The organism is Pseudomonas sp. PSPC3-2 (assembly GCF_049897085.1).
Taxonomy (GTDB): domain Bacteria; phylum Pseudomonadota; class Gammaproteobacteria; order Pseudomonadales; family Pseudomonadaceae; genus Aquipseudomonas; species Aquipseudomonas paraveronii.
On the sequence record NZ_JAFCVO010000022.1, the window covers coordinates 20,892 to 36,047 of the forward strand.

Consider the following 15,156-nt stretch of genomic DNA (forward strand, 5'->3'; position numbering starts at 1 on the left):
GGGCTTGCCCCCGATAGCATCAGCCCAGGCGCCGCCTATTTCGGCCCAAGGATCTTCACCAACTTATCCGGCGACGGCGCCCCTTGCTGTTGCTGCAACCCGCCCTTGTCATCCAGATAGAAAATCGCCGGCGTCGCCGACAACTCCAGCTCTTCCATCAACTTCATATTGGCATCGAGCTTGGCTTCAATATTGGCAGGGATTTTATCCAGCGCCTGTAACTTGCTGCCCTTGCCAGCGGCTTCGTGTTCTTGCAGGGCTTTTTGCGGGTCTTGGCTGGCCAGCAGGGCGGCGGATTTGCCTGGGCTGTCTTCGCGGATGATACCGACCATGATGTGGCGCAACTGCACCTTGCCGGCCTTCACCCATGGCCGGGCCTGTTCCCAGAACATGTTGCAGTACGGGCAGTTGGGGTCGCTGAACAGGTAGACCGTGCGCGGCGCGTTGGTGTCGCCGTCCTGGATCCAGCTGCTTTTTTCCATCTTGGCCCAGACTTCTTTGGCCATCGGTGCGTACACCAGTTTTTCCAGGGGCGCGCTGCTCAGGTCATTGCCCTGGGCGTCGTACAGGTTGCCGGCGAGCACGCTTTTGCCGTCGGCGGTCAGGTACAGCGCCATGCCCCGGTTCTGGTACTGCGCGGCGTAGCCGGTGAGGCCGCTGGGGGCGTCGAACTTGCCGAGGATCTTGGCGCCCTTGGCTTCGATCTGTTTGATCGGTGCCGGCCAGTCTTCGGCCTGGGCCAGGGTGGCGGCCAGCGTGAGTGGCAGCAGGGTCAGCAAGTGGCGGAGGCGAGGCATGTCGGTTTCCTTTCAGTGGCGATGTCGAAGGGTTCCATGGCACGGGCCAGGCTGGCCTGGGACAGTTCACCGAGGTGGCTGTTGATCAGGCGTCCATCGGCTTGGTAGAACAGCGTGGTCGGCAAGGCCATGGAGCCCACGGCCTGGCCGAGGCGGCCGCTGGCGTCGAACAATACGTTGTCCAGGGTCAGGCCCTGGGTGGCCAGGTAGGTGCTGACGCTTTGCATGCTTTCGGCCTGGTTGACGAACAGGAAGGTCACGTCGGGGCGTTGGCGTTGGGCGCGTTCCAGGACCGGCATTTCCCGGCGGCACGGCGGGCACCAGGTGGCCCACAGGTTGATCACCAGCGGGCCGCCTTGGTAGTCCGCCAGTTGCACCACTTCGCCATTCGCGTTGCGCAGGGTGATGTCCGGCACGCGCGAGCCTTTGTCATACAGGCTCAGCGACAGGCTGGTCATGCCCCAGAACAGCAGGCCGGTGATCACCCCGGCACTCAACGGTTTGCGCAGGGCCGGGCGGCGCCAGCCGTACAGCAGCGCGCCGAGGATCAGTGCAATGACGCCGGGCCAGGCGAGAAAGCCGCCGTCGCGCAGGTCGACGATCTGCAACGGGTCGTTGCGGTAATAACTCCAGTACATCAGCACAAAGCTGATGCGGGCTGCCAACATGCCCAGCAGGAACAGGTAGAACAGCACCGACTCCGGGTTTTCCCCGCCACGCTTGGCCACGCGCCACCCCACCAGGGTGGCGAGAATCAGCGCGCTGATCAGCAGGATGTGATTCAGGGCGATGGCGAAGGTGCCGATGGTCAGGGTCAGCATCAGCGGGCGTCCCGCGTCTGGGTCCAGCGTTGCAGGAACGTATCGGCATCGACTTCGCCGGTGATGCGCCGGGCGCGGCGTTCTTCACCGTCCGGGCCGATCCATACGAAGCTCGGAGGCCCCGGCACTTTGTAGCGGCCCAGCAGGGCGCGGCTGGCGGCGTTGTCGGCGGTGACGTCGAGGCGCAGCAGGCGCACGTCTTTCAGGGCGTCCATCACGTGGGGTTTACCGAACACCTGTTTTTCCATGATCTTGCACGACACGCACCAGTCGGCGTAGTAATCGACCAGTACCCATTGGCCCTGGGCCTTGGCGCTGTCGAGCTGGCTTTGCAGCACGGCCGGGTCGTTGATGGTCATAAACGCGTCGTGGGCGGTCGGCGCGCTGGTGATCCGCGAGCCGCTGTAGACCTTCAACGGTTGCCACACATCATCGCTGCCACCCGCCGCGCCGACCATCAGCAGGCCGCCCCACAACCCGAGCACCACGGAAACCGCGCCGGACAGCATGGCGACACGCCCGAAATCCTGGGCCAGGCGCCAGCCGCAATAGGCCATGGCGATGGCCAGCGCGCCCCACAGGCCGAGCCACAGGTTTTCCCCGACCACCGGGCGAATCATCAGCACGGCGGTGGCCAGGAACAGGAAGCCGAACACGCCCTTGAGCACATTCATCCAGGTGCCTGGCTTGGGCAGGAAGCGGTTGCCCACGGTCACCAGCAGCAACAGTGGAATGCCGATGCCGATGCCCATGGCGAACAGGATCAGCCCGCCGTGCAGGGCGTTACCGCTCTGGGCGATATAGAGCAGGGCACCGGCCAGGGGCGCGGTCATGCAGGGGCCGACCAACAGGCCGGACAGCGCGCCGAGCACCCCGGCGCCGATCAGGCTGCCGCCACGCTGGTTGCGGCTGACGTTGTCCAGACGATCACGCACGGCCACCGGCAGTTGCAGTTCAAAGAAGCCGAACATCGGCAGGGCCAGGATTACAAACAAGGCGGCGAAGCTGCCGAGTATCCACGGGGTTTGCAGCAGTGCGGCAAGGTTGCTGCCGAGCGACGCGGCCACTACGCCCAGCGCGGCATACACCAGCGCCATGCACATCACGTAGCTGCCGGCCAACGCAAAACCGCGACGCGGGCTGGCGCCGCTGCCGACCACCAGGCCGGCGAGGATGGGCAACATCGGCAACGAACACGGGGCAAACGCCAGCAACAGGCCCAAGCCGAAGAACACCAGCAGGCTCCACCCCAGGCTGCGCTGTTGCAGGCCGCTGGCCAGGCTCTGGTCCTGGGCTTGTGCGGTGGCGGCGACGGCCGGATTGCCGCCCAGGTCCACGCTGATCGACTGCGGCGGGTAGCACAGGCCGGCATCGGCACAGCCCTGCCAGCCCAGTTTGACCTGGCCGGTCACCCCCGCAGGAATCTTCACTTCCAGGCCTTGGCGGTACACTTGCTGCTCGCCGAAGAACTCATCGCTATGGGCTTCACCCTCGGGCAGCGCCGGCTTTTCGGCGAGGCCGTCGAACTTCATGCGCTGCTGGTACAGGTAATAACCATCGGCAATCTGCCAATACAGCTGGGTTTCGCCGGACTCCAGGCGTTCGGAGGTAAAGGTGAAGGCCTTGGCTACCGGGAGAAAATCGGGTTTGGTCTCGAACGGGTTACCCGGCGCGGCCTGGGCGAATCCCGCGAACAACATCAGCAGTAAGGTAAATAGATGCCGCATGGTCAAGCCTTAGTTCGATGCAAGTGAGGCACACAATGTGTGGCGTTGATTAACCGATGATTAACCGGACGCTATTCTAGAGTGTAGGGAATATCTGATGTTGCGAACTTTGGCGGCATAATGCGCGCTTAATCGATCTGTCTTCTAATTCCCCCATCTTTCATGAAGGGTTCAGCATGCACGTACTGGTCTGTGAAGACGACGAACTGATCGCCAGCGGCATCGTGGCCGGCCTCGGCGCCCAGGGCTTTACCGTCGAGCGCGTCGCCACCGCTGCTGCCGCGCGGGCAATGCTCAAGGCTGCCGAATTCGACATCATGGTGCTCGACCTCGGGCTGCCCGACGAAGACGGCCTCAAGTTGCTGCAACAGCAGCGCAGCCAGGGCCTGGAAATTCCGGTGCTGATCCTCACCGCGCGGGATTCGGTGACCAACCGCGTCGACGGCCTGCAAGCCGGTGCCGACGATTACCTGCTCAAGCCCTTCGACCTGCGCGAGCTCGCCGCGCGCCTGCAAACCTTGCTGCGCCGCGTGGCGGGGCGCAGCGTCAACCTGATCGAGCACGGCCGTCTCACTTACGACCCGAGCAGCCGCGAAACCCTGCTGGCCGGGCAATCCGTGGACCTTTCCCGCCGCGAACAAGCGCTGTTGCAGGCGCTGCTGCACAACAAGGGCCGCGTGCTCTCCAGCGAACAGCTCAAAGACAGCGTCTACGGCTTCAACGACGAACTGGAAAGCAACGCCCTCAACGTGCATATCCACCATTTGCGGCGCAAATTGGGCAACGGCATCGTCGAAACAGTACGTGGCCTGGGTTACCGCCTGGGCCCGGCGGATGGTGGAGATAGCCCCCCGTGATGAGCCTGCGTCTGCGCCTGACCTTCAAGCTCGGCGCCGCTTTTGTGTTGATCTGGGCGCTGGCGGCTGCCTGGATGCTCAACGATCTGCGCAACCAGATGATGTTCTCCCTCGACCAGCGCCTGGTCGCGTCGGCGCGCATGGTCGCCGGTTTGACGGAGCAGATGCCGGGCCTGGCAAGCAGCGCCGAGGGCAAGCACTTCAGCGCCGAGCAACTGAATGTGCCGGGCGGCATGGCCTGTCAGGTCAGTTCCTTGCGCGGCGAAGTGTTGGCGCGCAGCCACACCACTCCGGACCAGGGGCTGGAATCCCATCGCAGCGGTTTTCGCGACCAGATCATCGACGGCGCGGCGTGGCGCAGCTTTACCCTGAGCCGTGGCGATCTGTTCATTACCACCGCCGACCGCCAGGTCGAGCGCGAGGCGTTGAACCTGTCGATTCTGCTGGCGGCCTCGGTGCCGGTCGGCGTGGCGTTGTTGGGCTGCCTGTGCCTGCTGTGGCTGGGGATCGGGCAAAGCCTGCTGCCGCTCAACCGTATGCGTGACGCATTGATGCGGCGCAGTGCCGATTCCCTCGAACCGCTGCAGATCCACCCGCTGCCCAGCGAGTTGAAACCGCTGCTCGACACCCAGAACCAACTGTTGCAGCGCATCGCCAAGACCATCGAACGCGAACGGCGCCTCACCGGCGACGCCGCCCACGAACTGCGCAGCCCGCTGACTGCGATCAAGACCCACCTGCAAGTGGCGCGCATGACCGAAGGCGCGGCCCGCGATCAGTCCCTGGCCCATGCCGAGGAGGGCGCCGACCGCCTGCATCGCACCCTCGAGCAATTGCTCTTGCTGGCGCGGGTGGAGGGCAGCCTGTCGTTCGACGACGGCTTGCAGTCCAGTGCCGAGCAAGTCGCGCGGTTGGCGATCCAGGACGCCAACGCCGGCGACAACCAGCGTATCGACCTGATCCTGCCGGACGACCTCAGCGACACCCCGGTGGACATGCCGGTGGGCCTGGCCGTCGCCGCCCTGCGCAACCTGCTGGACAACGCCCTGCGCCATACTCCGGGCGATACCCGGGTGGAACTCAGTGTGTTGATGGCCGGCGATCAGGTGGTGTTCCGCGTGCGTGACCATGGCAAACAGATCGCCAGCGAAGACCTGCAATACCTGACCCAGCGCTTCTGGCGCAACGGCAACAGCGAGGGCTGTGGCCTGGGCCTGGCGATTGTGCAGGCGATTGTCCAGCGCTGCTCCTGCTCGTTGACGTTCGATAGCCAGCCAGATGGCCTGCGGGTCGATTTGGGCATGCCGCTGCGTCGCTGATCACCGTTCTTTCGCGTGCCAAATAGTTACCGCCCGCCTGACGTTCAACCCTTCAGGATGGCGGTCATTGTTTTGCGCTTGAACGGGCCGAATGACTCGGCCTGTACCGAAAAGGACGATTCTTATGTTGGTCATCGATACCAGTTTCCCCGCCAAGGACTTCAACGAACGCAACGGCGAGCCCTTGGGGCAAGTGGTCCTGCATTACACCGCCGCGCCCTTTACGTCATCCCTGCAGACCCTGACGCGGCACGGTGTCAGTGCGCACTATCTGCTGCCTGATCCGGCCGAGCCCGGCTACCGCGCCGCCGGTTATGACGAGTTGCGCGTGTTCCGCCTGGTGGATGAGGCGCAGCGTGCCTGGCATGCCGGGGTGAGCCACTGGGGCGGGCGGGATAACCTCAATAGCCGCGCGATCGGCATCGAGATCGTCAACCAGGCGCGCGATGAGGACGGCGTGTTTACCTTTCCTGCGTACCCTCGGGAGCAGGTGGATGTATTGATCGAATTGCTGCGCGACATCCTTGCGCGTTACCCGCACATCGGTCCGACCGAGATCCTCGGGCATTCGGATGTGGCGTATTGGCGCAAGAGTGATCCGGGGCCGCACTTGCCTTGGCGTTGCCTGTTCGAGGCCGGCGTGGGGGCCTGGTTCGATGAGGCGACGCGGGCGATGTACCAGCGCCGATTTTGTGTCGGGTTACCGCCCGAGGTGGAAGTGGAGCGTGCCTTTCAGCGCTACGGGTATAAACCGGCGCAGAATCGCCAGGCGTTCGAGCTGCGAACCCGCGCGTTTCAAATGCACTTTCGGGCCAGGGATTATTGTGGGTGCCTGGATGCTGAGACGTGTGCGATTTTGTATGCGCTGAACGACAAGTACCGGGGGCTTTGACGTCAAGCGCTGTCTCATTTGGCGCTTCATCCATCCGTAACTACCACAGCCCCTAAATCCTTTCGACGCTGGTGCGTTTCCACAACAGGAAATCCGTGCGCATGCCCTTGGGCCAGACGCCAACGGATCGGCAGTTGGGTCACCATCATCAGCGTATTGAGGGATCGAGAGATGTCAGTCGCTAGCAGCCGTATCGCAGACGCTCAGGTGCCGGTCAGCCCTGCACCCGTGGAAACGCTCTACCAGTTCGACGAAAGCCCGCTGCTGGCGCGCCAACGCCAGCAGGAGTCCAACGCCCGCAGCTACCCACGGCGCATCCCTCTGGCACTCAAACGCGCGAAGGGTATCTACGTGGAAGACGTGGAAGGCCGCAGCTTCATCGACTGCCTGGCCGGCGCGGGCACCTTGGCGCTGGGGCATAACCACCCGGTGGTGATCGACGCGATCCAGCAAGTGCTGAGCGACGAACTGCCGTTGCACACCCTCGACCTGACCACACCGGTCAAGGATCAGTTCGTGCAGGATCTGTTCGGTCTGTTGCCGGCCGCGTTGGCGCAGGAAGCCAAAATCCAGTTCTGCGGCCCCACCGGCACTGACGCAGTGGAAGCTGCGTTGAAGCTGGTACGCACCGCCACGGGGCGCAGCACGGTGTTGTCGTTCCAGGGCGGTTATCACGGCATGAGCCAGGGCGCGTTAAGCCTGATGGGCAGCCTGGGGCCGAAGAAACCGTTGGGCGCCCTGCTCGGCAATGGTGTGCAATTCCTACCGTTCCCTTATGACTACCGTTGCCCGTTCGGCCTGGGCGGCGCGCAAGGTGTGCGGGTCAATCTGCATTACCTGGAAAACCTGCTCAACGACCCGGAAGCCGGGGTGTTGTTGCCGGCGGCGGTGATTGTCGAAGTGGTGCAGGGCGAGGGCGGCGTGATCCCTGCGGACCTTGACTGGCTGCGCGGCCTGCGGCGGATTACCGAGCAGGCGGGCGTGGCGTTGATCATCGATGAAATCCAGAGCGGTTTCGGGCGTACCGGCAAGATGTTTGCCTTCGAACACGCAGGCATCATTCCGGATGTGGTGGTGATGTCCAAGGCCATCGGCGGCAGCCTGCCGTTGGCGGTGGTGGTGTACCGCGACTGGCTCGACACTTGGTTGCCGGGCGCCCATGCCGGGACCTTCCGTGGCAATCAGATGGCAATGGCGGCCGGGTCGGCGGTGATGCGCTACCTCAAGGATCACGACCTGGCCGGCCATGCGGCGGCGATGGGCGAGCGCCTGGCGGAGCACCTGCACCTCCTGCAGCGCGATTTCCCGCAATTGGGCGATATTCGCGGTCGCGGGCTGATGCTCGGCGTGGAACTGGTAGACCCGAACGGCGCGCTCGATATCCAGGGCCACCCGCCGGTCCACCGCCACCTGGCACCGCTGGTGCAGCGTGAATGCCTCAAGCGCGGCCTGATTCTGGAGCTGGGTGGGCGTCATGGCGGCGTGGTGCGCTTCCTGCCACCGTTGGTGATCAGCGCCGCCCAGATCGATCAGGTCGCCGAGATCTTCGGGCGTGCCTTGGCTGCAGCGGTCGCCAGCCTCTAATTTTTCGGCCGCCTGGTACGTTCCTACAGATATCAGCGCTGCGCGTGGTGCGCAGCCAGCCTTTGAGTGATGGAGAACAGCAATGACCTCAGTATTTGACCGCGACGACATCCTGTTTCAGGTAGTGGTCAACCATGAAGAACAGTATTCCATCTGGCCCGACTACAAGGCCGTGCCGGAAGGCTGGCGTACCGTGGGCAAGAGCGGCCTGAAGAAAGAGTGCCTGGACTATATCGAAGAGGTCTGGACCGATATGCGTCCGTTGAGCCTGCGCCAGAAGATGGACGGCGCGGCGCTGACCTGAGCCCACCACACTGAAATCAGCGAAGCTCCAATGTGGGGCTCGGCAGCGCCCACATTGCGCCTGAAGGCTCAGGCGTTCTTCTCTTTCTCCAGCCCGCCCGACGCGCCGGTCACCACCTGCACACTCAGGCGCGGTGTAGCCAGGTCCAGCCCGGCCTCGTCCAGATGGCGTTTGAGTGACAGGTTGAACGCCCGCGACACTTCCCATTGCTTGATCGGCGCAGTCTTGAAGCGCGCGCGCAGAATCGCGCTGCCCGACTCGAAACTTTCCACGCCCTGAATCTCCAGCGGTGACCAGATATTGCGGCGTTGTAGCGGATCGTTGCGCATCTGCTGGCCGACGTCGCGTATCAACTTGATCGCATCGTCGATGTCCATGTTGTACGGGATCGCCACCCGAAAGATCGCGTAGCCGAACTCTCGGGAGTAGTTCTTGATGCTCTTGATCTCGCTGAACGGGATGGTATGCACGATGCCATCGATGTCGCGCAGGCGCACGGTACGGATGGTCAGGCCTTCGACTGTGCCGAGGTGCCCGCCGACGTCCACGTAGTCATCGATGGCCAGGGAGTCTTCGATGATGATGAACAGGCCGGTGATCAAGTCCGCCACCAGCGACTGCGCGCCAAAGCCGATGGCCAGGCCGATTACACCGGCACCGGCCAGCAACGGCGTGACGTTCATGCCCATGTTGGCCAGGGCGACGATGGCCGCGATGATGAAGATGGTCACGAACAGCACGTTGCGGATCAGCGGCATCATGGTCTGCGCGCGCGCGTTGGCCAGGCCTTTGCGCGAGCGGGTGAGGGCGTGATGGATCGCGGTGTCGCTGAGAATCCAGATCAGCCAGGCAAACAGCAGCGTGCCGCCGAGGCCGAACAGCTTGACGCTGATTTCATGACCGTCGCCTTCGGTGAAACGGATCAATGACAGGCCCCAGACCCGCAGCCCCAGCTCGATAAACGTCAGCCACACCGCCAGGTGGGCGAGGGTGTAGACGAAGCTCTTCAGGCGTTCGGAGTACAGCGCATGGCGTTTGTGCCCGCGGTGCGGCTTGAGGGCATGGCGGCGTACCAGGCCGTTGATTACCATGCACAGCACCAGCAACACCGTGCATAGCAATGACTGACGCAAGGCGGTGCTGGTGTCGCCGGCGGAAACGAAGGTGGCGAACAGCGAGATGCAGACCAGCAGCAGGGCCGGGATGTACCAGAAGGTGCCGATGATTTCGATCGTATCGCTGAGGGCGCGGCGGGTCAGGCGACGGGACAGCGGCTGGTTGCGGATCAGGTGCGCAATCGGCCGGCGGAAGCGCAGGATAAACACACCGGTGGACAGCGCGGCCATTACATTGGCGACGGTTGCCGCCGTGTGCGCCAGGTGCTGGCCAAGCGCAACGACCAGCCTGGGGTCGCCCAAGGCTTCGCCAAAGGCGGCAAAACTGCCGATCAACCACAAGGGCCGGAACGCCTTTCGCCGCAGGATATACAACGCGTGACGGCGATGCGGGCCGTCCAGCACGGAGAATGCGATCACGCAGATTGCCGAGAAGCAGGTGCCGACCACCAGCGCATACGCCAGCACCATCGCCAGGGATTTGCCCAGGGACGAGGGCAGCGCGTAACTCAGGTACACGGTGATCACCAGCGCGATCAGCCACGGCCCCAGTTTGCGTAGGGCGAAGCGCAGCATGTCCCAGGTGCGCGGGTGTTGCGGCAGTTCTTCGGGCAGGCCGAAGCGCTCGCGCACGCGGTGGCTGAGCCAGATCAGCGCGGCGGCCAGCAGGCTCCACACGGCGAGGATCAGGGCAAAACCGAAGATGATCGGCAGCCATTCGCTGGCCGGCAGCATCAAGGCCTTGAGTTCATCCTTGGCCATGTCCACTTCATCGGACCAGCGTCCCAGCGGGCTGTCGACACCGGAGAATTGCTGCTCAAGGCCAGACAGCGTGCTGCCGATCAGCCCGAGCACGCCTTGTTCGGCGGCCGGCTGGGCCTTTTGCGTGGCCTGGCGCAGCTTTTTCAGGTCGCTCAGCAACTGGGTACGTTGCTGGTCGTTTTCCAGGGTCTTGATCACCTCGTCCAGCGATTGCCCCAGCGGCAGGTCGGCCTGGGGTTGAGGCTTGCTGGTGCCACCCAGCAGCCCAGGCAAGCCAACGGCCTGGGCCGGAGCGAGCGGGAGCAGGGTGAGCAGGGCGATCAGCAAGTAGCAGGGCAGGGCAAACAGACGGGAAAGCACGAGGCGGTCAACCTTGAAAACGACGAATTGACCGAGTGTACGAGGCCCCTATGCCCAATGCGAGTGCATTTGTTATTCAGCGAGTTTGGCGAGGATCTTGTAAACCACGGTGCCCAGGATCAACAGCATGCCGATCCACATGCCAAACACACCGAGAGGCTTGTCACGAAAATTGAAGCCGACCGCGAGCATGATCATGCCGATGAGGATAGGAATGAGCATGGTGTGGAATGAGGACATGGTGATCATGAGGCGACGGCCCTGTCAGAGTGGGAATAATGACAAGTCTAGGTGGGATTGCGGGAAATGTAGGTGATATAGATCAGGTGTACGCGAAGCCAAATGTGGGAGGGGCGGTGCGACGATTCGACTTGCCCCTCCCACCTGTTTAGCTGCATTCAGCCTTTGGCTCAGGGCAGATCGCGGCTTGCGTAGAACGCACCGAGGACTTTCACCAGATGCGCCAGGTCATGGCTGCCGCACAGCTCGCGAATGGAGTGCATGGCGAACGTCGGCAAGCCGATGTCGACGGTGCGCACACCCAGGTGGCTGGCGGTGATCGGGCCGATGGTCGAGCCGCAGCCCATGTCGCTGCGCACCACAAAGCTCTGCACTGGCACTTCCTCGGCCATGCACAGGTGGCGGAAGAAGCCGGCGGTTTCGCTGTTGGTGGCGTAGCGCTGGTTGCTGTTGACCTTGATCACTGGGCCGGCGTTGAGTTTCGGGCCGTGGTTGGCGTCATGCTTGTCGGCATAGTTCGGGTGGATGCCGTGGGCATTGTCGGCCGAGACCAGCAGCGATTTCTGAATGGTGCGTACAAATTCGTCACCTTCGGGCAACAGGCGCCGCAGGGTCTGTTCCAGCATCGGGCCGTCGGCACCGCAGGCCGAGCAGGAGCCGACTTCTTCGTGGTCGTTGCACACCAGCACGCAGGTTTCATCGGTCTCGCTGGTGAGCAAGGCTTGCAGGCCGGCGTAGCACGACAGCAGGTTGTCCAGACGGGCACCGGCGATGAAGTCGCCATTGAGGCCGATCACGGCGGCGCTTTGGGTGTCGTAGAAGCTCAGCTCGTAGTCGAGCACCACGTCGGCGTTCAGCCCGTGTTCGCGGGCCAACTGCTCGGTGAGCACGGCGCGGAAGTCCACGCGCTCGTCACCGGCAAACTGCGCGAGGATCGGCGGCAGTTCGGTCTGGGCATTGATCGCCCAGCCCTGGTTGGCTTCACGGTTCAGGTGGATGGCCAGGTTGGGGATGATGGCAATCGGCAGTTTGAAGTCGATCAGTTGGCTTTCGACCTTGCCGTCGCGACGGAAGGTCACGCGGCCGGCCAGGGACAGGTCGCGGTCGAACCACGGTGCCAGCAATGCGCCGCCATAGACTTCGACGCCCAACTGCCAGAAGCCCTGGCGTTGCAGCTCGGGCTGGGGCTTGACCCGCAGGCACGGGCTGTCGGTGTGGGCGCCGACCAGGCGGATGCCGCCCTGCAGCGGCGAGTGGCGACCGAGCTTGAAGGCGATGATCGCGGAGTCGTTGCGGGTCACGTAATAGCGACCGTTGGCCTCGGTGGTCCAGGTGTCGCGCTCGTCGAGACGCTGGTAACCGGCCGCTTCGAGACGCTGGGCCAGGGCAGCAGTGGCATGAAAGGGAGTAGGGGAGGCCTTGAGGAAGTCGATCAGGCCTTGATTCAACGCTTCGCGCATAAATAGCTCCAGACAGCAATGCGCGGAGTTTACCGTTCGATGGCGAGAAGTGCACAGCACAAATGTGGGAGGGGGCTTGCCCCCGATGGCGGAGTGTCAGTCACTGTATTTGTTCACTGACCCACTGCAATCCCCTCCCACATTTGACAGTGTTTACAGCTTTAGAAGGGGGCAGGACACTCGAAGCGCAAGCGCTCGCCGCTTTGCGGGTGGGTGAAGCTCAGCATGCTCGCGTGCAGGCACAGGCGCGGCCAGGCGGCCAGGGCGTGTTCATGGGCATACAAGCCATCACCGAGCAGCGGGTGGCCGATCGACAACATATGCACGCGCAACTGGTGCGAGCGCCCGGTGATTGGCGTCAGCTCGACGCGGCACCAGTCACCGCAACGTTCCAGCACCTTCCAGAAGGTCAGCGCGTGCTTGCCGAACTCGTGGTCGACCACATGGCGTGGCTTGGTCGGCGGATCGTAGCGCAGGGGCAGGTCGATGCTACCGCTGTCCAGTTCCGGTTGGCCCCAAGCCAGGGCGGTGTAGGCCTTTTCGGTTTCGCGGTCATGAAACTGACGGGACAGTTCGCGGTGGGTATCGGCGTCCCGCGCGAGCAGGATGATCCCCGAGGTTTCCCAATCCAGTCGATGGACGATTCTGGCCTCTGGGTAGCCGTTTTCCTGCAGGCGAGTGATCAGGCAGTCCTTGTTGTCGTCGGCGCGGCCAGGCACCGAGAGCAGCAAAGTCGGCTTGTTCACCACCAGGACAGCGTCGTCCTGGTAGAGGATATGGATGTTGGACAACGGCATTAAACAGCCTCGTAACAAACGCCAACGGCGGCTCGACCACCTGGCTCCCGCAAAGGGATCAAGGTGACGGAGCCGCCGTGGCGACCGCCCTTTCGATCAACGATCAGGCAGGGTGATATTGAGTTCCAGAATCGAGCAACTGCCGTCGTTTTCCAGGGCGACATGCACGTCGTCGTTGCCGATATTGACGTACTTGCGGATCACCTCGACCAGCTCCTTCTGCAAGGCTGGCAGGTAGTCTGGCGTGCTGCGTTGGCCGCGTTCGTGCGCCACGATGATCTGTAGACGCTCTTTCGCTACCGACGCGGTACTTGGCTTTTTGTTGGCGCGAAAGAAGTCGAGAAATTTCATTGTTTAGTTGCCTCCAAAGATACGCTCGAAGAATCCCTTCTTCTTTACATCGAGGAAGCGATGTTCCACGGTCTTGCCCAGTAAGCGATCAACTGCATCGCTGTACGCCTGGCCGGCGTCGCTCTGGTCGTCCAGAATTACCGGGACGCCCTGGTTGGAGGCCTTCAGTACGGCCTGGGACTCGGGAATAACACCCAGCAGGGTCACTGCGAGGATTTCCTTGACGTCTTCAACACCGAGCATCTCGCCATTGCTGACGCGCTCGGGGTTGTAACGGGTGAGCAGCAAGTGCTCCTTGATCGGTTCTTCGCCTTTTTCGGCGCGCTGGGACTTGCTGGCCAACAGACCCAGCATGCGGTCCGAGTCACGTACCGAGGAGACTTCCGGGTTGGTCACCACGATGGCTTCATCGGCGAAGTACATCGCCAGGTGAGCACCGGTTTCGATACCGGCCGGGGAGTCGCACACCACGTATTCGAAGTTTTCCTTCAATTCAGCGAGGACTTTGCCTACGCCTTCCTTGGTGAGCGCGTCTTTGTCGCGGGTCTGGCTGGCGGCCAGTACGTACAGGTTCTCAAGGCGCTTGTCCTTGATCAGGGCCTGTTGCAGGTTGGCTTCGCCGTTGACCACGTTGACGAAGTCGTACACCACGCGGCGTTCGCAGCCCATGATCAGGTCGAGGTTACGCAAACCGACGTCGAAGTCGACGATGACTGTCTTGTGGCCGCGCAGAGCGAGGCCGGTACCGATAGCGGCGCTGGTGGTGGTCTTACCCACACCACCCTTGCCGGATGTAACCACGAGAATCTTGGCCAAGGTGTTTCACCCCTAAGGAAAAAGGACTTTCAGTCCCTGAAAAACATCTCTTGGAACTCGCTGCAGGCGGACAGCCTTTGTAGGGAAAAGATGTGGTTTCCGCAGGGAAACGCCAACTTCAAATGAGTCCTACGCAAGTCTTGCCGGTTTCGCTGTGCTATCAGAGTCTAGAGATGCTTGGAAAATGCGGCAGTATCCGTTAAAGACGGATGATGTTCAACACATCACCCGACAGGCTGACTTGTACCGCAGCGCCCCACAGCGGATCACGGCGCAAGTCTTCTGAAACCTTGTACTGGCCCGCGATCGACACCAGCTCAGCGGTCAACTGCTGACAAAAAATACGCGCCTTGGTATCACCCTTGATGCCGGCGAGGGCACGCCCGCGCATGGGGCCGTATACATGGATGTTGCCATCGGCCAGAAGTTCCGCGCCCGGGCTGACCGACGCGATCACCACCAGGTCGCCGCCCTGGGCGTAAATCTGCTGCCCGCCGCGCACGGGGGAGGTGATGATCCTGGTCGGTTTGACCTTAGGCTCCGGTGGTTTTTCCGGTGTTTTCTTCACTTCACCGGGCAATGGGTCGAGCGGACGCTCGCGGGCACCCGACGGTGGCAGTACTGGCAATTCAATTGCGATGGCTGCGGCAATGTCTTCGATACGGCTGGCACGAATCGCCAGGGTGCGCAGGCCATGGGAGCGGCAAACGCGCATCAGGCCTGGCAGGTCGATCGTGCCTTGGCCGGCCGGGAGTTTGTCCAGGGCCAGCACCAGTGGGGCGTTGTTGAAGAAATTCGGCGCCAGGGCGACCTTGGCGGCGAGCTGGCGGTCCAGCGCGTCGAGGTCATTGCGGGCCAATTCCAGCACGGTAATGGCGAGCATGCTGCCTTTTAGCTGGAACACGGGATCTTGGTCTAGCGGTTCGGTTTGGCTCATGGTCGGCAAAAGCGGCT

Annotated in this window: 15 protein-coding genes; 5 read left to right on the forward strand and 10 right to left on the reverse strand. The window is 62.7% G+C overall.

The genetic code is table 11. The features are described from left to right. Window positions 1-35: 35 nt before the first annotated feature. Genes dsbG through dsbD form a run of 3 tightly spaced genes read right to left on the reverse strand, consistent with a single transcriptional unit; the run spans window position 36 to window position 3,345 of the window. Window positions 36-797, reverse strand: coding sequence for a thiol:disulfide interchange protein DsbG (gene dsbG, locus ACP7CJ_RS25895; RefSeq protein ID WP_276194174.1), 762 nt, complete (start codon window positions 795-797; stop codon window positions 36-38). Beyond that, on the reverse strand, window positions 773-1,618 hold the full coding sequence (locus ACP7CJ_RS25900) for a TlpA disulfide reductase family protein (protein WP_276194173.1): 846 nt from the start codon (window positions 1,616-1,618) through the stop codon (window positions 773-775). Before ACP7CJ_RS25900 ends, dsbG begins: the two co-directional genes overlap by 25 nt. Then, window positions 1,618-3,345 carry a protein-disulfide reductase DsbD gene (gene dsbD, locus ACP7CJ_RS25905; RefSeq protein WP_276194172.1) on the reverse strand — a complete coding sequence of 576 codons (1,728 nt, stop codon included), beginning with the start codon at window positions 3,343-3,345 and terminating at the stop codon, window positions 1,618-1,620. The genes ACP7CJ_RS25900 and dsbD overlap by 1 nt, the downstream gene beginning before the upstream one ends. A 176-nt stretch (window positions 3,346-3,521) precedes the next feature. Between dsbD and ACP7CJ_RS25910 the strand changes: the two genes are divergently transcribed. The 5 genes from ACP7CJ_RS25910 (at window position 3,522) to ACP7CJ_RS25930 (ending at window position 8,301) form a co-directional block, all read left to right on the forward strand. After that, window positions 3,522-4,202 carry a response regulator gene (locus ACP7CJ_RS25910; protein WP_276194171.1) on the forward strand — a complete coding sequence of 227 codons (681 nt, stop codon included), beginning with the start codon at window positions 3,522-3,524 and terminating at the stop codon, window positions 4,200-4,202. Beyond that, a complete protein-coding gene (locus ACP7CJ_RS25915; protein WP_276194170.1) occupies window positions 4,202-5,521 on the forward strand; it encodes an ATP-binding protein in 1,320 nt (439 codons plus the stop codon). Before ACP7CJ_RS25910 ends, ACP7CJ_RS25915 begins: the two co-directional genes overlap by 1 nt. A gap of 124 nt (window positions 5,522-5,645) precedes the next feature. Continuing rightward, window positions 5,646-6,413, forward strand: a complete 768-nt coding sequence (locus tag ACP7CJ_RS25920; RefSeq protein ID WP_426100026.1) for an N-acetylmuramoyl-L-alanine amidase — start codon at window positions 5,646-5,648, stop codon at window positions 6,411-6,413. A 171-nt stretch (window positions 6,414-6,584) separates the two neighbouring features. Beyond that, a complete protein-coding gene (locus ACP7CJ_RS25925; protein WP_276194168.1) occupies window positions 6,585-7,997 on the forward strand; it encodes an aspartate aminotransferase family protein in 1,413 nt (470 codons plus the stop codon). 82 nt (window positions 7,998-8,079) lie between these two features. Next, entirely contained in the window at window positions 8,080-8,301 is a 222-nt protein-coding gene (locus tag ACP7CJ_RS25930) for an MbtH family protein (protein WP_276194167.1), read from the forward strand. Between the two features lie 68 nt (window positions 8,302-8,369). On the opposite strand, the gene ACP7CJ_RS25935 is transcribed toward ACP7CJ_RS25930, so the two are convergent. The 7 genes from ACP7CJ_RS25935 to minC form a co-directional block, all read right to left on the reverse strand. Further along, entirely contained in the window at window positions 8,370-10,538 is a 2,169-nt protein-coding gene (locus ACP7CJ_RS25935; RefSeq protein ID WP_426100025.1) for a mechanosensitive ion channel family protein, read from the reverse strand. A gap of 72 nt (window positions 10,539-10,610) precedes the next feature. Then, a complete protein-coding gene (locus ACP7CJ_RS25940) occupies window positions 10,611-10,778 on the reverse strand; it encodes a hypothetical protein (protein WP_426120548.1) in 168 nt (55 codons plus the stop codon). A gap of 170 nt (window positions 10,779-10,948) precedes the next feature. Beyond that, complete coding sequence (locus tag ACP7CJ_RS25945) at window positions 10,949-12,238, reverse strand: M18 family aminopeptidase (RefSeq protein ID WP_198717262.1); 1,290 nt, start codon at window positions 12,236-12,238, stop codon at window positions 10,949-10,951. Between the two features lie 161 nt (window positions 12,239-12,399). Beyond that, window positions 12,400-13,035 carry an RluA family pseudouridine synthase gene (locus ACP7CJ_RS25950; RefSeq protein WP_276194164.1) on the reverse strand — a complete coding sequence of 212 codons (636 nt, stop codon included), beginning with the start codon at window positions 13,033-13,035 and terminating at the stop codon, window positions 12,400-12,402. Window positions 13,036-13,131: 96 nt separating this feature from the next. After that, on the reverse strand, window positions 13,132-13,386 hold the full coding sequence (gene minE / locus ACP7CJ_RS25955) for a cell division topological specificity factor MinE (RefSeq protein ID WP_003175252.1): 255 nt from the start codon (window positions 13,384-13,386) through the stop codon (window positions 13,132-13,134). Window positions 13,387-13,389: 3 nt separating this feature from the next. After that, window positions 13,390-14,202: a septum site-determining protein MinD gene (gene minD, locus ACP7CJ_RS25960; protein ID WP_276194163.1), complete on the reverse strand. Its 813-nt coding sequence runs from the start codon at window positions 14,200-14,202 to the stop codon at window positions 13,390-13,392. A gap of 199 nt (window positions 14,203-14,401) precedes the next feature. Next, window positions 14,402-15,139: a septum site-determining protein MinC gene (minC, locus tag ACP7CJ_RS25965; protein ID WP_426100024.1), complete on the reverse strand. Its 738-nt coding sequence runs from the start codon at window positions 15,137-15,139 to the stop codon at window positions 14,402-14,404. Window positions 15,140-15,156 lie beyond the last annotated feature (17 nt).

Bases quoted from the DNA above. Each gene is read 5' to 3' on its own strand.
- dsbG (WP_276194174.1), bottom strand. From the start codon at position 797: ATGCCTCGCCTCCGCCACTTGCTGACCCTGCTGCCACTCACGCTGGCC.
- ACP7CJ_RS25900 (WP_276194173.1), bottom strand. From the start codon at position 1,618: ATGCTGACCCTGACCATCGGCACCTTCGCCATCGCCCTGAATCACATC.
- dsbD (WP_276194172.1), bottom strand. From the start codon at position 3,345: ATGCGGCATCTATTTACCTTACTGCTGATGTTGTTCGCGGGATTCGCC.
- ACP7CJ_RS25910 (WP_276194171.1), top strand. From the start codon at position 3,522: ATGCACGTACTGGTCTGTGAAGACGACGAACTGATCGCCAGCGGCATC.
- ACP7CJ_RS25915 (WP_276194170.1), top strand. From the start codon at position 4,202: ATGAGCCTGCGTCTGCGCCTGACCTTCAAGCTCGGCGCCGCTTTTGTG.
- ACP7CJ_RS25920 (WP_426100026.1), top strand. From the start codon at position 5,646: ATGTTGGTCATCGATACCAGTTTCCCCGCCAAGGACTTCAACGAACGC.
- ACP7CJ_RS25925 (WP_276194168.1), top strand. From the start codon at position 6,585: ATGTCAGTCGCTAGCAGCCGTATCGCAGACGCTCAGGTGCCGGTCAGC.
- ACP7CJ_RS25930 (WP_276194167.1), top strand. From the start codon at position 8,080: ATGACCTCAGTATTTGACCGCGACGACATCCTGTTTCAGGTAGTGGTC.
- ACP7CJ_RS25940 (WP_426120548.1), bottom strand. From the start codon at position 10,778: ATGTCCTCATTCCACACCATGCTCATTCCTATCCTCATCGGCATGATC.
- ACP7CJ_RS25945 (WP_198717262.1), bottom strand. From the start codon at position 12,238: ATGCGCGAAGCGTTGAATCAAGGCCTGATCGACTTCCTCAAGGCCTCC.
- ACP7CJ_RS25950 (WP_276194164.1), bottom strand. From the start codon at position 13,035: ATGCCGTTGTCCAACATCCATATCCTCTACCAGGACGACGCTGTCCTG.
- minE (WP_003175252.1), bottom strand. From the start codon at position 13,386: ATGAAATTTCTCGACTTCTTTCGCGCCAACAAAAAGCCAAGTACCGCG.
- minC (WP_426100024.1), bottom strand. From the start codon at position 15,139: ATGAGCCAAACCGAACCGCTAGACCAAGATCCCGTGTTCCAGCTAAAA.